Here is a 16,368-nt window from a genome sequence, read left to right on the forward strand (position 1 = left end):
ACCGCAGATAAAACTGAGGAAAGCGCAGATAAATCTGAGAAACCGCAGATAAATCGAGAAAAGCGCAGATAAATCTGAGAAAGCGCACAAATAAAATTAAGAACTCACAAATATTTCGAAGCGCAATCAAATAAATCAAGCAAACGCTCAAATAACACCTAAAAGTAATCAAATAGCAGAAAGAAGTACTCAAATAAGACAAGAAATCGCTCCTAAACTTGCCCGCTCATATGTAGCAGAAACCCACTCGCTACATACAATGTGGAAAAAGCAAAGAAAGAGTTGATGTTCTTGTCTTTTACATTTCCGATTACAACGCAAACGCATACTGTGCAAACATCTCCGCAAAAAATTATTTATTATCCACAGGCGATACAAATGCACAATCCGTCGCTGCAATTTTTTATTAATCAAACAATTGCAAGCGAAACGCAGCGGTTAATCAATCAACAAGCAGGAGATTTGCCTTCAACAGTTGAACAAATGCTAGGCACATATGAACTGAAAAACAATCAGCGCGATGTATTTAGCTTAACATTATCGAATTATGTTTATTTTTCTCAAGCGGCACATGGTATGACTTATATTCAACCGTTAACATTTGATTTACAAAAGCGGCAGCTATGTGAGTTAAAAGATTTATTTAAGCCGGGTAGCGATTATGTTGATGTTCTCTCACGGCATATTAAGGAGCAAATAAAAGAGCGAGATATCCCAACCATAGAGCCATTTACAGCGATTGAGCCGAATCAATTTTTCTATATTGCGGATAAAGCGCTCGTTATTTTCTTCCAGTTATATGATTTAGCACCTTATTATTATGGTTTGCCGATGTTCCCGATTTCCGTCTATGATATTGCAAGCATCGTCTTGGAGGATGGCCCACTTGGACGAATGATGGCAAGTAATTAGTCAGCTTTCACTTTGCGGAAACCTTTGTAAATATCGCTACAAGTTGAAATAATAATTGTTAATAGCGTTACAATAATAATCGCATGGATGCTTTGCTCCATTTTGATAGGAGCGACATTCATCACATTGGCTAAATAAGGAGCAAGCTCTGCGTTTATGAAATTAGCATGACTAATGATCATCATGCTGATGATTGTTGTGATTAGTTTAATAATGAGATTGGCAATCGCTATATGCATTGTCCATACGCGCTGCTTTAGTTTGTATAAAAGCAGCGCTATTTCTATTGCCACAGCAAATAATAGAAGTGGCGCGAATGCTAGTAAAGTTTGTTGCTGGAAAATTGGCAGCATCAATAGTAAATTTCCGCTCTCTACTTTTTGATAGACGCCAATAAAATGCTCTGCCGTAAAATAACCGACTGTTAAAATAACAATCCAGCCAGCCTCCAATACGATTTCGCCAATAGGAATTCGTTTGTGGTTAGGGATAATTTGTACAGCATCTAACATATCAACTGTCCATTCATCATGTAGCGGTGCTTTTCGAACTCCATTCCGTTCTAAAATCACAAAGATAATTGTTATCCAAAACAATACTTGAAGGGTCACGAGAATTAAGTCCACGATAGTAAAGCTGATAAACTTCAATAACATTGTTAGAATAGCCTGTTCTTCATTCAATAAGAAAATATTTTGAATGACTTGCACGATAAGGGCAATCAAGAGCGCCCAAGGCAATACTAATTTGATTGTATCCATATAGGAATCATACAGTGAAGGGCCGATTAAATAACGAGTTTCGTCACGATAATTTGCTGCAAATGTAGCAGGGGGGCCAAGCTTTTCTAACACATCCTTCACATCCTCTGTGTTGTAATTGTCTGGCAGCATATCTTCAATGGTAGAAGTCAGTTCAAGGGCAATATCATGTCGAGCTTTATTAGGCAATCTACGTGTTACTTCATACACATACGCTTCAATTAATTTCATGATTGACCATCTCCTTGTAGTAAAGTAGTTAATTCGGTAGCTAAAGTGAGCCATTCCGTCTTTAGCTTTTCAAAAATCTCTTGACCATAGTCGCTAATAATGTAATATTTGCGTGGTCTACTTTCACTTGTATCCCAATTGCTAGTAACTAGTTCTTGTTTTTCTAAGCGTCTTAGCAATGGATAGAGTGTATTTTGTTCGATGCTTACACCTGCTTGTTCTAGTCGTTGAACAAGCGAATAGCCATATTGAGGTGTTTGCAGTTGGCTTAAAACGGCTAATGTCAATGTGCCACGCCGTAATTCTGTTGTGAACGAATCAATTAATGAGCTCATCTTATTCACTCCTTATATACTGTGTATGATACAGTATAGTGTATTATACGTCAATGTGTGACTCTCTAGAAAATAAAAAATCGCATGGAATTCAAAATCCCATGCGATTTATTTATTTCCTCACAACAAAAATCATGTGTCGCCCGCAATCTCTTTGCTGGCGATAGGAGAAGCCATGTGCCGCATCATATGTACATGTGCGGTCGATTTGTATATTTTCAAGCGGAACACCCGCTAATAAAATTTGCTTTTGCACCGTTAACTGGTTGTCGATATGATATTTTTGCGTTGCTTCATGAAAATACATCAAGTCATCCACATAGCCTAGCGCTTGAAATTGCTCATAAACATCTGTGTCGACCTCAAAGCGTTGCTGGCTTAGTGCCATACCTATTTGTACATGTAAATCAGCGGGGTTATTTCCTTCTGCAATCAATTGCTGCAGTAGCTTCGCTGTCATTTCTTTGACTGTCCCTTGCCAGCCACTATGGATAACAGCGCAAAGTCCCGTTACTGCATTCGTCAGTATAATAGGCACGCAATCTGCTGTAAAAATGGATAACACAATTCCTCGTTCATACGTATAAAGGGCGTCTGTTTGTGGAATTGCAGAGGACTGGCTTTCTGCACCATTTCCTTTATGCTGTACCGTAATCTTTTGGAAGTTAGCACTATGCGTTTGCTGTGGGCAGACGAAATCCTGCAAGGAATAGCCAATGGCATTCGCCAATTGCTGGCGGTTTTGTAAAACGGCTTGTGGATTTTGCGATGTGTAGAACGCCATATTATTCGATTCTTCGCCATTCTCTTGCAGGGTGATACCAGCTAAAAAGTGCTCGTTGTTCATATATAGTTGAACCATTGCTGTGCCACTCCTTAAACTTTTTTGATAAATTCACTCGTATTTTTCTCTAGTGATTCAGCAGTTTGTGCGATAAATTGAAAATGGTCAACCGTTTTTTCGATTTGCTCTGTGCTATTTTGTACGCTTTCTGTGATGGCATCAATACTGGCTGAGACGGAATGGATTTTATCAATAATGCGGTCAACATTGTCCTTTACTTCACCGATGGACTGTGAAACCTTTGTGGATAAATTGCGTACTTCCTGTGCAACAACATTGAAGCCTTTGCCATGTTCACCAGCACGCGCTGCTTCAATTGCAGCGTTTAATGCTAGTAAGTTTGTTTGCGCGGCAATATCACGGATTGTTTTGACAACATTGGTAATTGATTCTGCCTCTTGTTGCAATGCTTGTAAATTTTGCTGATTTGCTGCTGATTCCTCGACGATATGCTCGATATTATGGAGTAGTGTCACGCTATCATTGTGACCAACTTGGGATTTGTCATTTAAAGCTTCAGACATACCTTTTAATTGGTCTGCTAAAGCATGAATAATCGTTGCTCTTTCAGTGATATTTAAGGCGATTTTACTAACGCCAATTACCTGTCGCGTATGCTCAGAGAAAATTGGCATATAAATTGCTTCTAGCCATACTTCTTCTCCAGAAGCGTGGCGTCTTACAATTTGATCTTTATAAGCATTACCTTGCTCAAGCTTGCGCCAAAATTCTTTATATGCAGGGCTTTGGGCAAATTCAGGAAAACAAAGCTTGCTATGATTAACGCCGATTAATTCCGTAGCTTTGTAGCCGAGCGTATTGGCAAATTGCTCATTGGCATATTCGACATCATGTTTTAAGTTGAAGCGGATAATCGGGAGATTTTTTTCTAAAGATTTTACAACATGCTGGTCTGTCACTTGCTCAATTTGTCTATTTATCATATGTGTAGTCTCCTCTGGAAGCTTTACTTTATAATTTAGTGTAATGAAAAAGCTTTCATATGACTAGTTATTTTTGTATAAAAAACTACACAAAATCATAAATTGATTTCGTGTAGCTAGTTTTCTACTACAATATTCTTTTTCGAGAACTGAGTCAAAGCCGTATCGTAGCTATTTTTAATTAAATATTCTAGCGCATTTTCTTTCGTAATAATCGGCATAATTATTTTGACAATCGCCGCTTGATCTTCAACAAATTTCCGTACTTCTTCCTCGGTTTTCGTATGCATTTCGAAATAACTGCGTTGCCTATTGCGAATAATAATATCCTCGCGTTTTTCCGCAATTAAAACGTCCGTGAGCCATTGGTTTAAAGCTTCTGAGAGATAGAGTGCTGTAATAAATAGCAGCTCGGTCACTAAGGCTGGATGCGTTTTAATAAATTTAAAATAATGATCATTTTTTAACTCATTTAAAATAATAAAATTGCTTGAATAATAGAGCGTTTTTTCTGCTGATTCCAAAATGTTATAGTCATCTGGCTGCAACAGTAGCCAAATATTGAATGCAGCAATCCAAACATCATTAGGTTTGACAATCCCTAATTGCGGAACTTTATGAAATTGTGGATATCGACTTGCTAGTTCTTTAAATTGATTCACTAATAAATCATCTTTTAAAAATAATAAACTTTTCTCCGCTGTAACGGTCTCAAACAACCGCGCTCACCTCGCCTCTACTTACTAATCTTTACCACTATTGTAGCGTTTCCAAATTTTAATGCAATATATTTAGCAGCATTCAGTAGAAAACTCCTATGAAATAAGAATAGGGGATTGGACATCATTCATTTATTGATAGTGAAGGGCGAATGATTTACAAATAAGTATTATAAAACCCGAACAATAGCGAAGGAATACGTGGATGTATCGCTGTGTTGTTCGGGTTTTATTATAACTAAAATACTTTTTTATGCGTCTATTAATTGTTTTGTAGATGAAGGCGTGTCATAAACTTCCTTATCTAATTCGCCCGTTACACGAGCTGTTGTCACACCTGCTGTCATAGAGCCACTTACGTTCAGTGCTGTGCGTCCCATGTCGATTAATGGCTCAACCGAAATTAACACACCTGCAAGCGCAATTGGTAAATCAAGCGCGGATAGGACTAAAATAGCAGCGAATGTCGCACCACCACCAACACCTGCAACTCCGAACGAGCTGATTGCTACAACGATAATGACTGTTGCGATAAAGCCAGGGCTTAACGGGTTAATGCCAACAGTTGGCGCAATCATCACAGCAAGCATAGCAGGGTAGACACCAGCACAGCCATTTTGCCCGATGGATAGACCAAATGACGCAGAGAAGTTAGCAATTCCTTCTGGTACACCTAAGCGCGATGTTTGTGTTTGAATATTTAATGGTAGGGCACCTGCACTTGTGCGTGAAGTGAAGGCAAACAGTAATGTTTCCGCCGCTTTTTTCACATATGTGACTGGATTTAAGCCCGTTAGTGTAAGTATAAGTAAATGAACGATAAAAACAAGGATTAATGCAACATATGAAGCGATGACGAATTTTCCTAAGCTATAAATTGCTCCGTAATCACTTGTCGCAACAGTGCGTGCCATAATCGCTAAAATCCCATATGGTGTTAAGCGAAGCACGATGCGTACAACACCCATAATCAAGGCATAAATGGCATCGATGCCTTTTTTAATTGTCGCTGCTGTTTCTTGCTCTTTACGTGCTACAGATAAATAAGCAAAGCCTAAAAATGCTGAGAAAATAACAACGGCAATCGTTGAAGTAGAGCGAGAGCCTGTTAAATCAGCGAATGGATTCGCTGGGAATAATTCAATAATTTGCTGTGGCAATGATGCCGCAGCTAACGATTCAGAGCGTTCAACTAACGCTTCACCGCGTGCAACCTCGGCATCTCCTTGTAAAATTTGCGTTGCGTCCAAATCGAAAATCGCTGTTGTTGTAATGCCGATTGCTGCAGAAATCGCCGTTGTTCCGATTAAAATGGCTAAAATAAGAGCTGCTATTTTACCGAAGTTTTTACCGATTTTCATTTTTGTAAAGGCTACTAAAATCGAAATGAAAATAAGTGGCATAGCAATCATTTGCAGTAATTTGACATAGCCTGTGCCGACGATATTATACCAAGGAACAGTATTAGCAACCTCTTCAGCACCAGCACCGTAAATAAGCTGTAATGCTGCACCTAGTAAAATACCTAAACCTAATGCAATAAAGACGCGCGTTGAAAATTTAACATGCTTTTTCTTTAATGCATATAAAACACTGATTAAAGCAATCAGTACAATAATATTTAATAATACGATGAAATCCATGAATATATCCTCCTAGTGAAATCGTTTGTATAGTGTATTCTATTCTTATAAAACTTATTAGTCAAGTAGGTTTTTAAATTTTATTAAAAAAGTTTAGATGGAATCATGTATACTAAAAAGATAGGGAGTGAATAGTAGTGAAGCTGGAGCAATTATTTTATCGCGGACAAATCCATGCATGTTATCAAAAGGCACAAGAAGAGAACAATTCGTCATTTGCACAGCAAGTGATTGCATTGTATGAACGTTATCAATTAGGGAATATTCCTTGTTATACAGCGCGTGAGCCACAATCTGTCGAGCGGGCAGATGAAACGTATGCGGAGCAAGATGAAGTTTTAGCCATTCGTGTAATAAAAGACGAGCAGCAATTTGCCACACGCACGCGTCAGTTGGAGGAATTGGCTCACACAGGCACTGATACAGAGCGAGCACAGTCCTTTTTTACACAGGCACAGCTGTTTTTATTTGCGCATCACTATAGTGAAAGTGTGTACTGCTTTCTACAAGCGGTCAACTATAATCCAAATAAAGCCGTTTATTATGGATTAGCAGCACAAACAATGCAGCGTTTAGATTATACACCATTTGAACTATTAGGTTATTTGGAGCGGGCGATTGAGCTTGATGACAAAAATGCGCGTTGGTATTGGAATCGATCTTTGATTTTAATGGAACTCTATAAAAACTTGCAGCATGACGCATTTTTAGAGCAAGCATTAATTGCATTAGAACAAGCGCAAAGCTACTGTCGTGACGAGCAACAATCGTTAAGAAGTGCAATTGAAAACACAGTGGAAAATATGAGAGAATATATTTTTTAACATCAATTATATCTCGGCTAGATTTTGTCGAGCGAGCATATCAACGGTTAATTGACATGTGTTTAGACAGAGCTTTTGACTACTGAATTTATGGAAAGCTCACTATTGAAGGTGGGCGCAATTGATATAAAAGGGAGTGTAACGTGTGCGAACACAGCAAGAGGTAAATCATTATATTGAAGAATTAATGTTTTTGCTAACACAAAAGGCAAATGCAGCACAATTTGAGAAAACAATTAAGCAAAATCTTACAGCGAAAAAGCAGTCAGCAACGAGTGAGCAAGACTTTTTTGACCGCTTGATGTTAAATATTACCTACTTTGTTGAGAATCGAGCAGCATGGGTAAAAATTATGCAAGATACATATGGACAGGGGCAAGTGCCGACAGTTGCTTATATTGAAAGCGAGTCACTGGCACAGCAAATGCGTATTCGCCAATTCGTTTCTGAAAAAATGGATGATTATACGAAAATGTTCCATAGTCAATATAAAGCATTAAATGTGACGGAGGAAGACGTTGTTTATGACTACGCCTATGCTTCTGTGGAGCATTCATTGCGCTTTGATTTTTTAACCTATTTAACGATACAGCCACAGGTAAGCGTTGTGCTGGACGGTCAATTTGAGGAAACATTACGCGTAATCGAGGGCTATGTTGCTTATTATGCAGATCAATTCGTCAATCAGATGGAATTAATGGAATAGGAGAGAACAGCAATGAAATCACCATATATATTTACACATAGAGCGCCAAAGGAAGCTGGTGAAAAGCCCGCCGTTTTTTTACTACATGGCTTAAGCAGCAACGAGCAGGATTTATTGCAGCTCGTCGAAAATATGCCGTTTGACTGTCATATTTTCAGCTTGCGCGGTCCGATTGAACATCCACCAGGTTATGCTTTTTACACATTTGAAGAAGAGGGGCTGCCAAATCAAGCAGTCTTTGATCAAGTCGTACAATTCACGAGGCTGTTTATTGAAGAAGCAGTTGCAGAGTTTTTATTAAAGCAAGACGAGCTGTACGTGATGGGCTTTAATCAAGGTGCAGCGATTGCACAAGCTTTAACGGTTATTATGGCAGATACATTGCGCGGTGCCGTCGCATTAAGTGGCTTTGTACCGCAGTTCGTTGTGGAGGAATATCGCAAGCTACCACTCAGCAATGTGCAAATGTTTATTGGACATGGCGAATATGATTATGTTTATCCGCTTGCATGGGGCGAAGCGAGCGCAGCCTTTTTCGAGGAATACGGCGCACAGGTAACATTTAAAACGTATGCGGATGGTCATGGCGTTACGGCGGAAGAATTAAAAGATTTAATGGAATGGTTTAGAAAGCAATAGCATGACAGATGGAGGCAGTAACTAGGGCGTGCATTCGATATCATATCGGATGCATGTCTTTTAATTTTGTTTTTTGGGGGGATTGGTAATGAATTGCTATATTTTACATTAGCTAAAACAAAGAGCTAGCACTTTTATTTTTTGGAAAAAATAATTTTTATTATTTCGTTATCTGATATAAAATAATATATACATAATATTTTAATTAGTATATATTTTTGATTTATTGCTCTGGGTTGGCATAAGTATAAGCCGTATGTAGCAAATAGGCTAGTTCTATAAGAATGGCCCATATTCAGTTATCTACAAAATAGCTCGATATGAAAATAGAATTTTAATGTAGGAGTTGAAAATATGTCAGTTGAAATGATTTTTAAAGGTGTTGAAAATGACTCTATTGTACCTCGACTTGGAGGATATAGCTTCTTGCCTCGAAATATAGATTGGCCGTTAAATCCAAACGGAGATAAATTAACGCTTGTATTCTGTTTACCAACAAATTTTATTAATGAAACTCTAAATTTGAACTTACCAAAAGAACATATTTTATCTGTTTTTACAACATATAAAAGAGAAGATTATTTTTTAGATTTAATCACTTATCATGGAGATAAAGAAGAGTTAGAAAGCATTAAGCAAGGATTTACAAGGGTTTTATTACATGAAATAGGTGAAATTAGAAATGAATCTGATTTCCTTATTCCAGCACAAGAATTCGTTTTGGGAGATGAATTGAGTTTGGATGTAGAGGAGTTAGATGAAGATTTTGATGACCTAGCGTTTTATTGTGGTTCACTAATTGGCGATAAACCGTCGCTATTACAAGTTGAAAATTTAGGGTTGGATAATTATCAATTTTGCCTACAAATTTATGGTGGTGATTTTCCAAAAGAATTTCACGATATATTTTTTCTAAATGATTCAGTCGGATATTTATTTTTAAATAAAAGTGACAATGCGAATGAAGCAGGAGTTTTCTTTATTCAATGTACTTAGTAGCCTTTAAAATACCCTAGAAAGTATAATATCTTTTAATGAAAACATCTGGTGTGAGATTGATCAGCATCCACAAGTTCAATATCATAATGATAAAATATTGGTGGTATGGGGAATGAAGGCTTTATTGCCCATGTTGACATGAATAATAACTTGATAGGGGCATTGTTTTCGCCATTTGAAGACAACATATGAACAGCATATTCAACCTCTGATTTAATTTATACAGTAAATATTCACAAGCCAGAGGAAATAAGTATTAACACAATAATTTGAATTTAATTCCAAATCAATAAAATTTCATCTAATTTTGCTATTAAAAAGAAGAGCATCTATATTTAGAGGTGGTTGAAGAGTGGAACAGTTAAAAAAATCGATTAAAAATTATTTTATACAAAGAGGTGAGATTAAATGACTTGCTTTGGCTGCAATTTAGCAAATCAAAAAGTAGCTGTTAATGTAGTGTTTGAGGATGCGCATGTTTGTTGCATTTTAGACCATGATCCTTATAACGAAGGACATGTTTTGATTTTGCCTAAAAAACATGCGGAGTATTTTGATGAGCTTGATGACCATACAGCGAACTCTGTAATGAAAGCAGCACAGCTTCTATCGAAGGCTATTAAAATCTTGTTCAAGCCTGATGGGATCACGATATGCCAAAATGGCGGTGCTTTTGATGACTTAACGCATTTCCATATGCATGTTGTACCTAGATATGAAGGGCAAAATTTCGCAGATTTTTATGCGGAGGCTGAAGAAGTTGACATTGATGAACATAAATTAGATGAAACCCGTAAAAAGATGATTGAAGTGATGAAAAGCTTAGCATAAAATCTTTACCGAGTGCAGGACATCTGCTTTAAAATAGCGGTTTCTTGTACTTTTTTAATTTTCGGGCGAATTCTTACTTTGGAATGATAAACGAAGCAGCGCTATTCATATTTGCTCGTTTCACTACGTATGTTAGTGTTAGAAAGGAAAGGGATGTATGCGCATTGATGACGAGTTACTAGAAAGGCTCGGCGTTTATTTTGTTTATCACGAAATTTATAATCAATACGGCATTACATTTGAAAGCTTTGTGGACAGGTGGATACGAGGGATTTTAGACATATAAAAAGCTGTCGAGAAGTTTCGACAGCTTTTTAGGCTATTCAAAGTTTTTACGGATCCAGTCATTTGCTTCAATCCAGTTGTTAACGCGAATGACCTTATTTGGTGTTGCTAACCTATTGTAAGGCGTATCGAATAAAATAACAGGAATATCTAGTTCCTCTGCTAACATCACCGCATTGTCGTGCTTATCCTCAAAAAAGGCATCGACACAGTGGTGCTTTGCTGTTGACAGCTTATCGTGGCTGCCGATTAATTCGATATGGTCATACGGAACGGCATGCTCATGGAACCAATTTTTTGTTATGTCCAGTACATTTTCACCGCGCGCCGAAATATAAAATAATTCGTAGCGGCTTTTCCAATCATTTAAAATTGCGTGTGCATTGTCTGCTAACTCGCTTGCCGCATAAAGTCGTGGCTCATTTGTTGTAAACCAATGGGCAAACTCCGTGCGGTCAACAGGGTGGGGAAATGCACTTAAGAAATCATATTCTACAACATCGTCCAGTGTAATATTGACATTATATTGCGCATTAATATGAGGAATTAATGTGGCAGGGCAGGTTACCGTGCCGTCAATATCGATGCCGAATCTTGCTTTTTTGCTCATCGTTGTGCCTGTGCTTCTTCAGCAGCTCGTTTTTCTTCCATTTCAGCAGCAAGTTTATCGATTTCTTTTTTCAATTCCTCAACCATTGTTTCTTCAGGCACTTTGCGTACAGTTTTACCTTTCATAAACAATAAACCTTCGCCACGTGCGCCTGCAATCCCGATATCTGCCTCGCGTGCCTCACCTGGGCCGTTTACTGCACAGCCAAGCACAGCAACCTTCAACGGAACACTAAGTTTCGAAATATATTCTTCCACTTCATTTGCAATCGAAATTAAATCGATTTCAATACGACCGCAAGTTGGACATGAAATGAGTGTTGCCATATTTGAGGCAAGACCAAATGATTTTAATAGCTCACGCCCTACTTTTATTTCTTCGACAGGGTCTGCTGATAAGGAAATACGCAATGTATTGCCAATTCCTTTCGATAAAATCGCACCAAGACCAGCAGCAGATTTTACCGTACCTGCAAATAATGTACCAGACTCTGTAATACCTAAGTGCAATGGGTAACTGAAAGCCTTCGCTGCTTTTTCATATGCTTCAATTGCAAGATTTACATCAGAGGCCTTCATTGACACGATAATATCGTGAAAATCTAAGTCTTCTAAAATTTTAATATGATGTAGTGCGGATTCAACCATACCGTCAGCTGTCGGGTAGCCGTATTTTTCTAAAATATGACGCTCTAATGAACCAGCGTTTACACCGATACGAATAGGGATATTTTTGGCCTTTGCTGCGTTAACAACGGCCTCTACTTTTTCACGACGACCAATATTACCTGGGTTAATGCGCACTTTATCAATGCCGTTTTCAATTGCTTTTAATGCGAGTTTATAGTCAAAATGAATATCTGCAACAAGCGGGATATTAATGCGCTTTTTAATAGCAGCGATTGCATCTGCTGCGCGTTCATCTGGTACAGCGACGCGCACAAGCTGACAGCCCGCCTCCTCTAAACGCAAAATTTCTGCTACTGTTGCTTCCACATCATGTGTTTTTGTCGTACACATACTTTGGATGAACAATTCATTGCTGCCACCAATTGTTAAATTTCCTACGCGTACTGGGCGTGTATTGGAACGGTGAACGATTTCACTCATGTAAATTCTCTCCTTTTTGGGCTTACAAAAATCAATTGCACAAATGTACAACTGCCTTCGAACTTTGATAATATGACGCAACGCAATGATTTGTTGTTGCATTGCAAAATTATTGTTCTTTCACTGTCCCTATTTTAGCAGTGAAAATAAGCAAGGACAAGAATTAACTACGGTGAGCTTATTTTAACGGCACTTATTTTCCTTTTGTTTACGAATGGGTAGTTTGATTAATTCACCTGGCACGAGCGATTGCTGTTGTAAATGTGGATTTGCCTTATAAAATTCGGCGAGACGCTCAGGTAATGGGGCGTTTGTTGGGCTGGCTGCAAATAAACTATACATCGTATCACTTTGCTGTACACGTACAATAATGTGCTGCCATTCATATTCTATTTGCTCCTCGCAAATTTCTTCCTCATAAAACGAAGCAAGCGGGAGCGTCCCTTCTTGCAAATCTATTTTAATGACTGCTGCAATAATAAAAAAAAGTATGGTAAAAATAATGTAACGCATAATCTTCCTCCTCAAACTAGAGTGGCGATACTATTAAATGTCTAATTGGTGTATTCTATTCTTGATAGCAGTTATTTATTATGATTCCGCAATGCTTTTCTGTTACGAAAATGAAACGGCTCTATGAAAGCGAAGTGCCACGTACATGTATAGAAAACGCCCATTGAATTACAATAAAGTTTCTTGTGGATGTCATAGATGTTGAAGAGAACACAGGTCCGTTAATTGTTGATCCGTGTACGTAGCTTGAAAAAATCCGGATAACAGTTAGCTGAGGTATAATTGATTAATTTTTGGAGGGAAATATAAGATGCAACAATTACAGCAGCTTATTCGTGAGGCGCAGTCATTTTATCAAGAGGGACGTGTTGCCACATATATACCAGCATTAAGCAGTGTTGACCCAAAGCTATTAGCCGTATCATTAATAGATGGCAATGGTAGCGCTTTTCAAGAAGGGGATTATCAGCAGTTTTTCACCTTACAAAGCATTTCGAAGGTTATTAGTTTTATTTTTGTCTGTGAAACATACGGTGTGGAGCATGTATTGCAGTATGTTGATGTAGAGCCGACTGGGGATCCTTTTAATTCCATTATTCGCTTGGAAAGTCATCAGCCAGGTAAACCATTTAATCCAATGATTAACGCAGGTGCTATTACGATTTCATCGATGCTTCCTGGTGTAGAAGTAGACGACAAAATTAGTAATTTGCAAAATTTTATTAAAAAAATGATTAGTGCACAATGCGAAGTATGTGAGGAAGTATTTACTTCTGAATGGGAAACGGCGTATCGTAATCGAGCAATTGCCTATTATTTAAAAGCTAATGGCTACTTGCAAGGCGATGTGGAAATCACTTTGGAAGCCTATTTAAAGCAGTGTGCATTGCTCGTTGATGTTAAGCAGCTTGCAACAATTGCATTAGTGATTGCAAATGATGGCTACCATCCATTAAGCAAAGAGCGAATATTTGATGCGAAAATAGCAAAAATGGCGAAGGCCTTGATGCTTACTTGCGGTATGTATAATGCATCTGGAAAGTTTGCGGCATTCGTTGGTATGCCAGCTAAAAGTGGCGTGTCTGGTGGCATTCTCTGTGTAGCAATGGATGCGAAAATTGAGGAATTGCAAGGCACAATAGGCATCGGAATTTTTGGTCCAGCCATCGATGCAGTAGGAAATAGCGTAGCGGGGATGAAGTTTTTAGAAGAATTATCGAAGCGCTATCAATTGAGTATTTTTTAAAAGGTGGTTGTCTGAAAAGTGAACTCATGCATCACTTTCAGACAACGCTGTTCAAAAGTATGTATGCTTTATGCTTGTGGCATTTTTGGGTATTTTTTTAACGCCATTAACAGGATCGTCATGGTCACAACGATAAATAGTAAAATAGAGACAATGGACGGAATCGCAAAGAAGCTCAAAATAATGGATAAAATCACTTCCCATGTAATAGCGAAAGCTGCTGTACGCCATACTTGTCGATACTCACCACGACGCTGCATCGGCTTTAAAAATAGCTGACCTGCATAAGCATAGACGCTAATTTTAGCGAATAAAATAAGTGTGTTCATCACGAACAAAAAGACGATTGAAATCGCGTACACAAGCCATTTTAAATCGCTAGCAAATTCCTCTATTTCCTTGTAAGCGAAAATTTGATTAATCTCGTTATTGAAAAACTTTCCGAGTGAAAAAACGGTCATTGCCGTAATAAGCAAAAACACATATTGAATCACTTTTCCAATCGGCATGATTCTATAGGCAGCAAGCTTTTTTGGTTGATATAAGCTATCAAGGAAAAGCTGTGAATGTTTTAATTGCATCGTAAATCTCCTCCATCAGACAGTGTATCACGAAAAGCAGAAAGTGTCGCATTGAAACTTTTTGATTATGCGAAACGTACACAATAAACAAAGGAGTGAAGCTTCATGGATATCGTCGCATGGATATTAATCATTGCGTGTTTTGTTATTAGCTTTATTGGATTAGTTTACCCGATTATCCCGTCTGTTTTATTTATTGCGGCAGGTTTTATACTGTATGGTTTGTTTTATACATTTGCATTGCCGTGGTGGTTCTGGGTTATTGAAGTGTTATTTGTTGTGTTATTGTTCGTGGCTGACACGATTGCGAATTTAATCGGTGTGAAGAAATTTGGAGGCTCGAAAGCAGGCATGTGGGGAAGTACAATCGGGCTCTTAGTTGGTCCATTTGTCATTCCGTTTGCAGGTATTTTAATTGGACCATTTTTAGGTGCTGTGATTGGCGAATTACTTGTAGAAAAAACAACAATGAAGCAAGCTGTTCGCACGGGAGTAGGCTCTGTTATAGGGTTTTTAACGTCTGTAGCAGTAAAGGGAACCATTCAAGCGGTGATGATTCTTTTATTTATTCTCGCTATTTAATACGCAATCGATTTCCGTCAAAAGACCGAAATATGTGTTCTCAAGTTTTTTTCATTGAAGGACTGTACCAATTTTGATAATCTTATACATGAACAAAGATTTTTCAACTTTGAGGAGGAATTTAAAATGGCTTACGAACTACCGAAATTACCTTACGCATACGATGCATTAGAACCACATATCGATGCACGCACGATGGAAATCCACCATTCAAAACATCACCAAACTTACATTACAAATGTAAATGCTGCATTAGAAGGTACTGAGTTTGCAGGTAAGGATGTAAACGAATTAATCGCAAACTTAGATGCAGTACCAGCTGACAAACAAACGGCTGTACGCAATAACGGTGGTGGACATGCTAACCACACATTATTCTGGGAAGTAATCGCTCCAGGCGGTTCAAATACACCAGTTGGTGAAGTAGCAGCAGCAATCGACGCAAAATTCGGTTCGTTCGACGCGTTCAAAGAAGAGTTCGCAAAAGCAGCTACAACTCGCTTCGGTTCAGGCTGGGCTTGGTTAATCGTTGATGGTGACGGCGTTGCTGTAACATCTACACCAAACCAAGATTCACCTGTAATGGAAGGTAAAACGCCTATTTTAGGTTTAGACGTTTGGGAGCACGCTTACTACTTAAACTACCAAAACCGTCGTCCAGACTACATCGGTGCATTCTGGAACGTTGTTAACTGGGATGTAGTAGAAGCTAAATTCCAAGCAGCGAAATAATTATACTTACTAATAACTGTAAGAGGATGTCCGAGGAGGCATCCCCTTACAGTTTTTTTATTTAACTTGACTCTTTTTGTATTGAAAGTAAAGCGGTAGTAGTCCTAAATTTTCATAAACCAAGGAAAGCGCAGATACCTTGGGGGATTCGCAGATAAATCAAGAGAAACGCAGATATCTCGGGGAATTCGCTGATAAACCAAAAGAAGGCGCAGATATCTTGAGAAATTCGCTGATAAACCAAGAGAAAGCGCAGATATCTTGGGGGATTCGCAGATAAATCAAGAGAAAGCGCAGATATTTTGAGAAATTCGCAGATAAA

At 38.2% G+C, this 16,368-nt stretch carries 21 protein-coding genes; 10 read left to right on the forward strand and 11 right to left on the reverse strand.

Translation table 11 applies throughout. From position 1 onward, the window contains the following. Positions 1-291: 291 nt before the first annotated feature. Positions 292-912 carry a DUF3298 and DUF4163 domain-containing protein gene (locus C9J34_RS17225; RefSeq protein WP_193769063.1) on the forward strand — a complete coding sequence of 207 codons (621 nt, stop codon included), beginning with the start codon at positions 292-294 and terminating at the stop codon, positions 910-912. Here C9J34_RS17225 and C9J34_RS17230 read toward each other — a convergent pair. From C9J34_RS17230 to C9J34_RS17255, 6 genes are all read right to left on the reverse strand, one after another. Then, complete coding sequence (locus C9J34_RS17230; protein WP_107841417.1) at positions 909-1,904, reverse strand: HAAS signaling domain-containing protein; 996 nt, start codon at positions 1,902-1,904, stop codon at positions 909-911. The two genes, C9J34_RS17225 and C9J34_RS17230, sit on opposite strands and share 4 nt — an antisense overlap. Beyond that, complete coding sequence (locus C9J34_RS17235; protein WP_107841418.1) at positions 1,901-2,239, reverse strand: PadR family transcriptional regulator; 339 nt, start codon at positions 2,237-2,239, stop codon at positions 1,901-1,903. Before C9J34_RS17235 ends, C9J34_RS17230 begins: the two co-directional genes overlap by 4 nt. A gap of 112 nt (positions 2,240-2,351) precedes the next feature. Next, on the reverse strand, positions 2,352-3,101 hold the full coding sequence (gene pgeF, locus C9J34_RS17240; RefSeq protein ID WP_107841419.1) for a peptidoglycan editing factor PgeF: 750 nt from the start codon (positions 3,099-3,101) through the stop codon (positions 2,352-2,354). Positions 3,102-3,115: 14 nt separating this feature from the next. Beyond that, entirely contained in the window at positions 3,116-4,027 is a 912-nt protein-coding gene (locus C9J34_RS17245) for a methyl-accepting chemotaxis protein (RefSeq protein ID WP_107841420.1), read from the reverse strand. A gap of 116 nt (positions 4,028-4,143) precedes the next feature. After that, a complete protein-coding gene (locus C9J34_RS17250) occupies positions 4,144-4,746 on the reverse strand; it encodes a hypothetical protein (protein WP_107841421.1) in 603 nt (200 codons plus the stop codon). Positions 4,747-4,997: 251 nt separating this feature from the next. Next, positions 4,998-6,389, reverse strand: a complete 1,392-nt coding sequence (locus tag C9J34_RS17255) for an L-cystine transporter (RefSeq protein ID WP_107841422.1) — start codon at positions 6,387-6,389, stop codon at positions 4,998-5,000. A gap of 137 nt (positions 6,390-6,526) precedes the next feature. Here C9J34_RS17255 and C9J34_RS17260 point away from each other — a divergent pair, with 137 nt between their 5' ends. From C9J34_RS17260 to C9J34_RS22685, 6 genes are all read left to right on the forward strand, one after another. After that, positions 6,527-7,213, forward strand: coding sequence for a tetratricopeptide repeat protein (locus tag C9J34_RS17260; protein WP_107841423.1), 687 nt, complete (start codon positions 6,527-6,529; stop codon positions 7,211-7,213). Between the two features lie 145 nt (positions 7,214-7,358). Further along, positions 7,359-7,919, forward strand: coding sequence for a DNA helicase (locus tag C9J34_RS17265; RefSeq protein WP_238600693.1), 561 nt, complete (start codon positions 7,359-7,361; stop codon positions 7,917-7,919). A gap of 12 nt (positions 7,920-7,931) precedes the next feature. Continuing rightward, positions 7,932-8,558 carry an alpha/beta hydrolase gene (locus C9J34_RS17270; protein WP_107841424.1) on the forward strand — a complete coding sequence of 209 codons (627 nt, stop codon included), beginning with the start codon at positions 7,932-7,934 and terminating at the stop codon, positions 8,556-8,558. Positions 8,559-8,912: 354 nt separating this feature from the next. Further along, a complete protein-coding gene (locus tag C9J34_RS17275) occupies positions 8,913-9,554 on the forward strand; it encodes a DUF1963 domain-containing protein (protein WP_107841425.1) in 642 nt (213 codons plus the stop codon). 411 nt (positions 9,555-9,965) lie between these two features. Next, positions 9,966-10,388, forward strand: coding sequence for an HIT family protein (locus tag C9J34_RS17280; RefSeq protein WP_107841426.1), 423 nt, complete (start codon positions 9,966-9,968; stop codon positions 10,386-10,388). A gap of 157 nt (positions 10,389-10,545) precedes the next feature. Then, a complete protein-coding gene (locus C9J34_RS22685; RefSeq protein ID WP_274523373.1) occupies positions 10,546-10,674 on the forward strand; it encodes a hypothetical protein in 129 nt (42 codons plus the stop codon). 33 nt (positions 10,675-10,707) lie between these two features. Here C9J34_RS22685 and C9J34_RS17285 read toward each other — a convergent pair whose 3' ends face one another. The 3 genes from C9J34_RS17285 to C9J34_RS17295 all read right to left on the reverse strand — a co-directional run bounded on the left by C9J34_RS17285 (position 10,708) and on the right by C9J34_RS17295 (position 12,905). Continuing rightward, positions 10,708-11,283 carry a hypothetical protein gene (locus C9J34_RS17285; protein ID WP_107841427.1) on the reverse strand — a complete coding sequence of 192 codons (576 nt, stop codon included), beginning with the start codon at positions 11,281-11,283 and terminating at the stop codon, positions 10,708-10,710. Beyond that, positions 11,280-12,392: a flavodoxin-dependent (E)-4-hydroxy-3-methylbut-2-enyl-diphosphate synthase gene (gene ispG / locus C9J34_RS17290; RefSeq protein WP_107841428.1), complete on the reverse strand. Its 1,113-nt coding sequence runs from the start codon at positions 12,390-12,392 to the stop codon at positions 11,280-11,282. Before ispG ends, C9J34_RS17285 begins: the two co-directional genes overlap by 4 nt. A 183-nt stretch (positions 12,393-12,575) precedes the next feature. Beyond that, positions 12,576-12,905, reverse strand: a complete 330-nt coding sequence (locus tag C9J34_RS17295) for a hypothetical protein (RefSeq protein ID WP_107841429.1) — start codon at positions 12,903-12,905, stop codon at positions 12,576-12,578. Between the two features lie 310 nt (positions 12,906-13,215). Here C9J34_RS17295 and glsA point away from each other — a divergent pair, with 310 nt between their 5' ends. Then, entirely contained in the window at positions 13,216-14,151 is a 936-nt protein-coding gene (glsA, locus tag C9J34_RS17300) for a glutaminase A (protein WP_107841430.1), read from the forward strand. A 68-nt stretch (positions 14,152-14,219) separates the two neighbouring features. On the opposite strand, the gene C9J34_RS17305 is transcribed toward glsA, so the two are convergent. Beyond that, the gene (locus tag C9J34_RS17305) at positions 14,220-14,732 is read right to left on the reverse strand and encodes a DUF1189 family protein (protein WP_107841431.1); all 513 of its coding nucleotides are present in this window, start codon (positions 14,730-14,732) and stop codon (positions 14,220-14,222) included. 105 nt (positions 14,733-14,837) lie between these two features. Between C9J34_RS17305 and C9J34_RS17310 the strand changes: the two genes are divergently transcribed. Further along, positions 14,838-15,314 (forward strand): DUF456 domain-containing protein, encoded by a 477-nt coding sequence (locus C9J34_RS17310; protein WP_107841432.1) that lies wholly within the window; start codon positions 14,838-14,840, stop codon positions 15,312-15,314. A gap of 126 nt (positions 15,315-15,440) precedes the next feature. Further along, the gene (locus C9J34_RS17315) at positions 15,441-16,046 is read left to right on the forward strand and encodes a superoxide dismutase (RefSeq protein ID WP_107841433.1); all 606 of its coding nucleotides are present in this window, start codon (positions 15,441-15,443) and stop codon (positions 16,044-16,046) included. 112 nt (positions 16,047-16,158) lie between these two features. Here the strand turns inward: C9J34_RS17315 and C9J34_RS22440 are convergent. Continuing rightward, positions 16,159-16,368: hypothetical protein (locus C9J34_RS22440; RefSeq protein WP_238600694.1), on the reverse strand; the 210-nt coding region annotated here is incomplete at its 5' end.

It is taken from the genome of Metasolibacillus meyeri (genome assembly GCF_003049505.1).
Classification (GTDB): Bacteria; Bacillota; Bacilli; order Bacillales_A; family Planococcaceae; genus Metasolibacillus; species Metasolibacillus meyeri.

Excerpts from the sequence above, each read along its gene's own strand:
- C9J34_RS17230 (WP_107841417.1), bottom strand. The coding sequence starts at position 1,904 with ATGAAATTAATTGAAGCGTATGTGTATGAAGTAACACGTAGATTGCCT.
- C9J34_RS17235 (WP_107841418.1), bottom strand. The coding sequence starts at position 2,239 with ATGAGCTCATTAATTGATTCGTTCACAACAGAATTACGGCGTGGCACA.
- pgeF (WP_107841419.1), bottom strand. The coding sequence starts at position 3,101 with ATGGTTCAACTATATATGAACAACGAGCACTTTTTAGCTGGTATCACC.
- C9J34_RS17245 (WP_107841420.1), bottom strand. The coding sequence starts at position 4,027 with ATGATAAATAGACAAATTGAGCAAGTGACAGACCAGCATGTTGTAAAA.
- C9J34_RS17255 (WP_107841422.1), bottom strand. The coding sequence starts at position 6,389 with ATGGATTTCATCGTATTATTAAATATTATTGTACTGATTGCTTTAATC.
- C9J34_RS17270 (WP_107841424.1), top strand. The coding sequence starts at position 7,932 with ATGAAATCACCATATATATTTACACATAGAGCGCCAAAGGAAGCTGGT.
- C9J34_RS17275 (WP_107841425.1), top strand. The coding sequence starts at position 8,913 with ATGTCAGTTGAAATGATTTTTAAAGGTGTTGAAAATGACTCTATTGTA.
- C9J34_RS17280 (WP_107841426.1), top strand. The coding sequence starts at position 9,966 with ATGACTTGCTTTGGCTGCAATTTAGCAAATCAAAAAGTAGCTGTTAAT.
- C9J34_RS22685 (WP_274523373.1), top strand. The coding sequence starts at position 10,546 with ATGCGCATTGATGACGAGTTACTAGAAAGGCTCGGCGTTTATTTTGTT.
- C9J34_RS17285 (WP_107841427.1), bottom strand. The coding sequence starts at position 11,283 with ATGAGCAAAAAAGCAAGATTCGGCATCGATATTGACGGCACGGTAACC.
- ispG (WP_107841428.1), bottom strand. The coding sequence starts at position 12,392 with ATGAGTGAAATCGTTCACCGTTCCAATACACGCCCAGTACGCGTAGGA.
- C9J34_RS17295 (WP_107841429.1), bottom strand. The coding sequence starts at position 12,905 with ATGCGTTACATTATTTTTACCATACTTTTTTTTATTATTGCAGCAGTC.
- glsA (WP_107841430.1), top strand. The coding sequence starts at position 13,216 with ATGCAACAATTACAGCAGCTTATTCGTGAGGCGCAGTCATTTTATCAA.
- C9J34_RS17305 (WP_107841431.1), bottom strand. The coding sequence starts at position 14,732 with ATGCAATTAAAACATTCACAGCTTTTCCTTGATAGCTTATATCAACCA.
- C9J34_RS17310 (WP_107841432.1), top strand. The coding sequence starts at position 14,838 with ATGGATATCGTCGCATGGATATTAATCATTGCGTGTTTTGTTATTAGC.
- C9J34_RS17315 (WP_107841433.1), top strand. The coding sequence starts at position 15,441 with ATGGCTTACGAACTACCGAAATTACCTTACGCATACGATGCATTAGAA.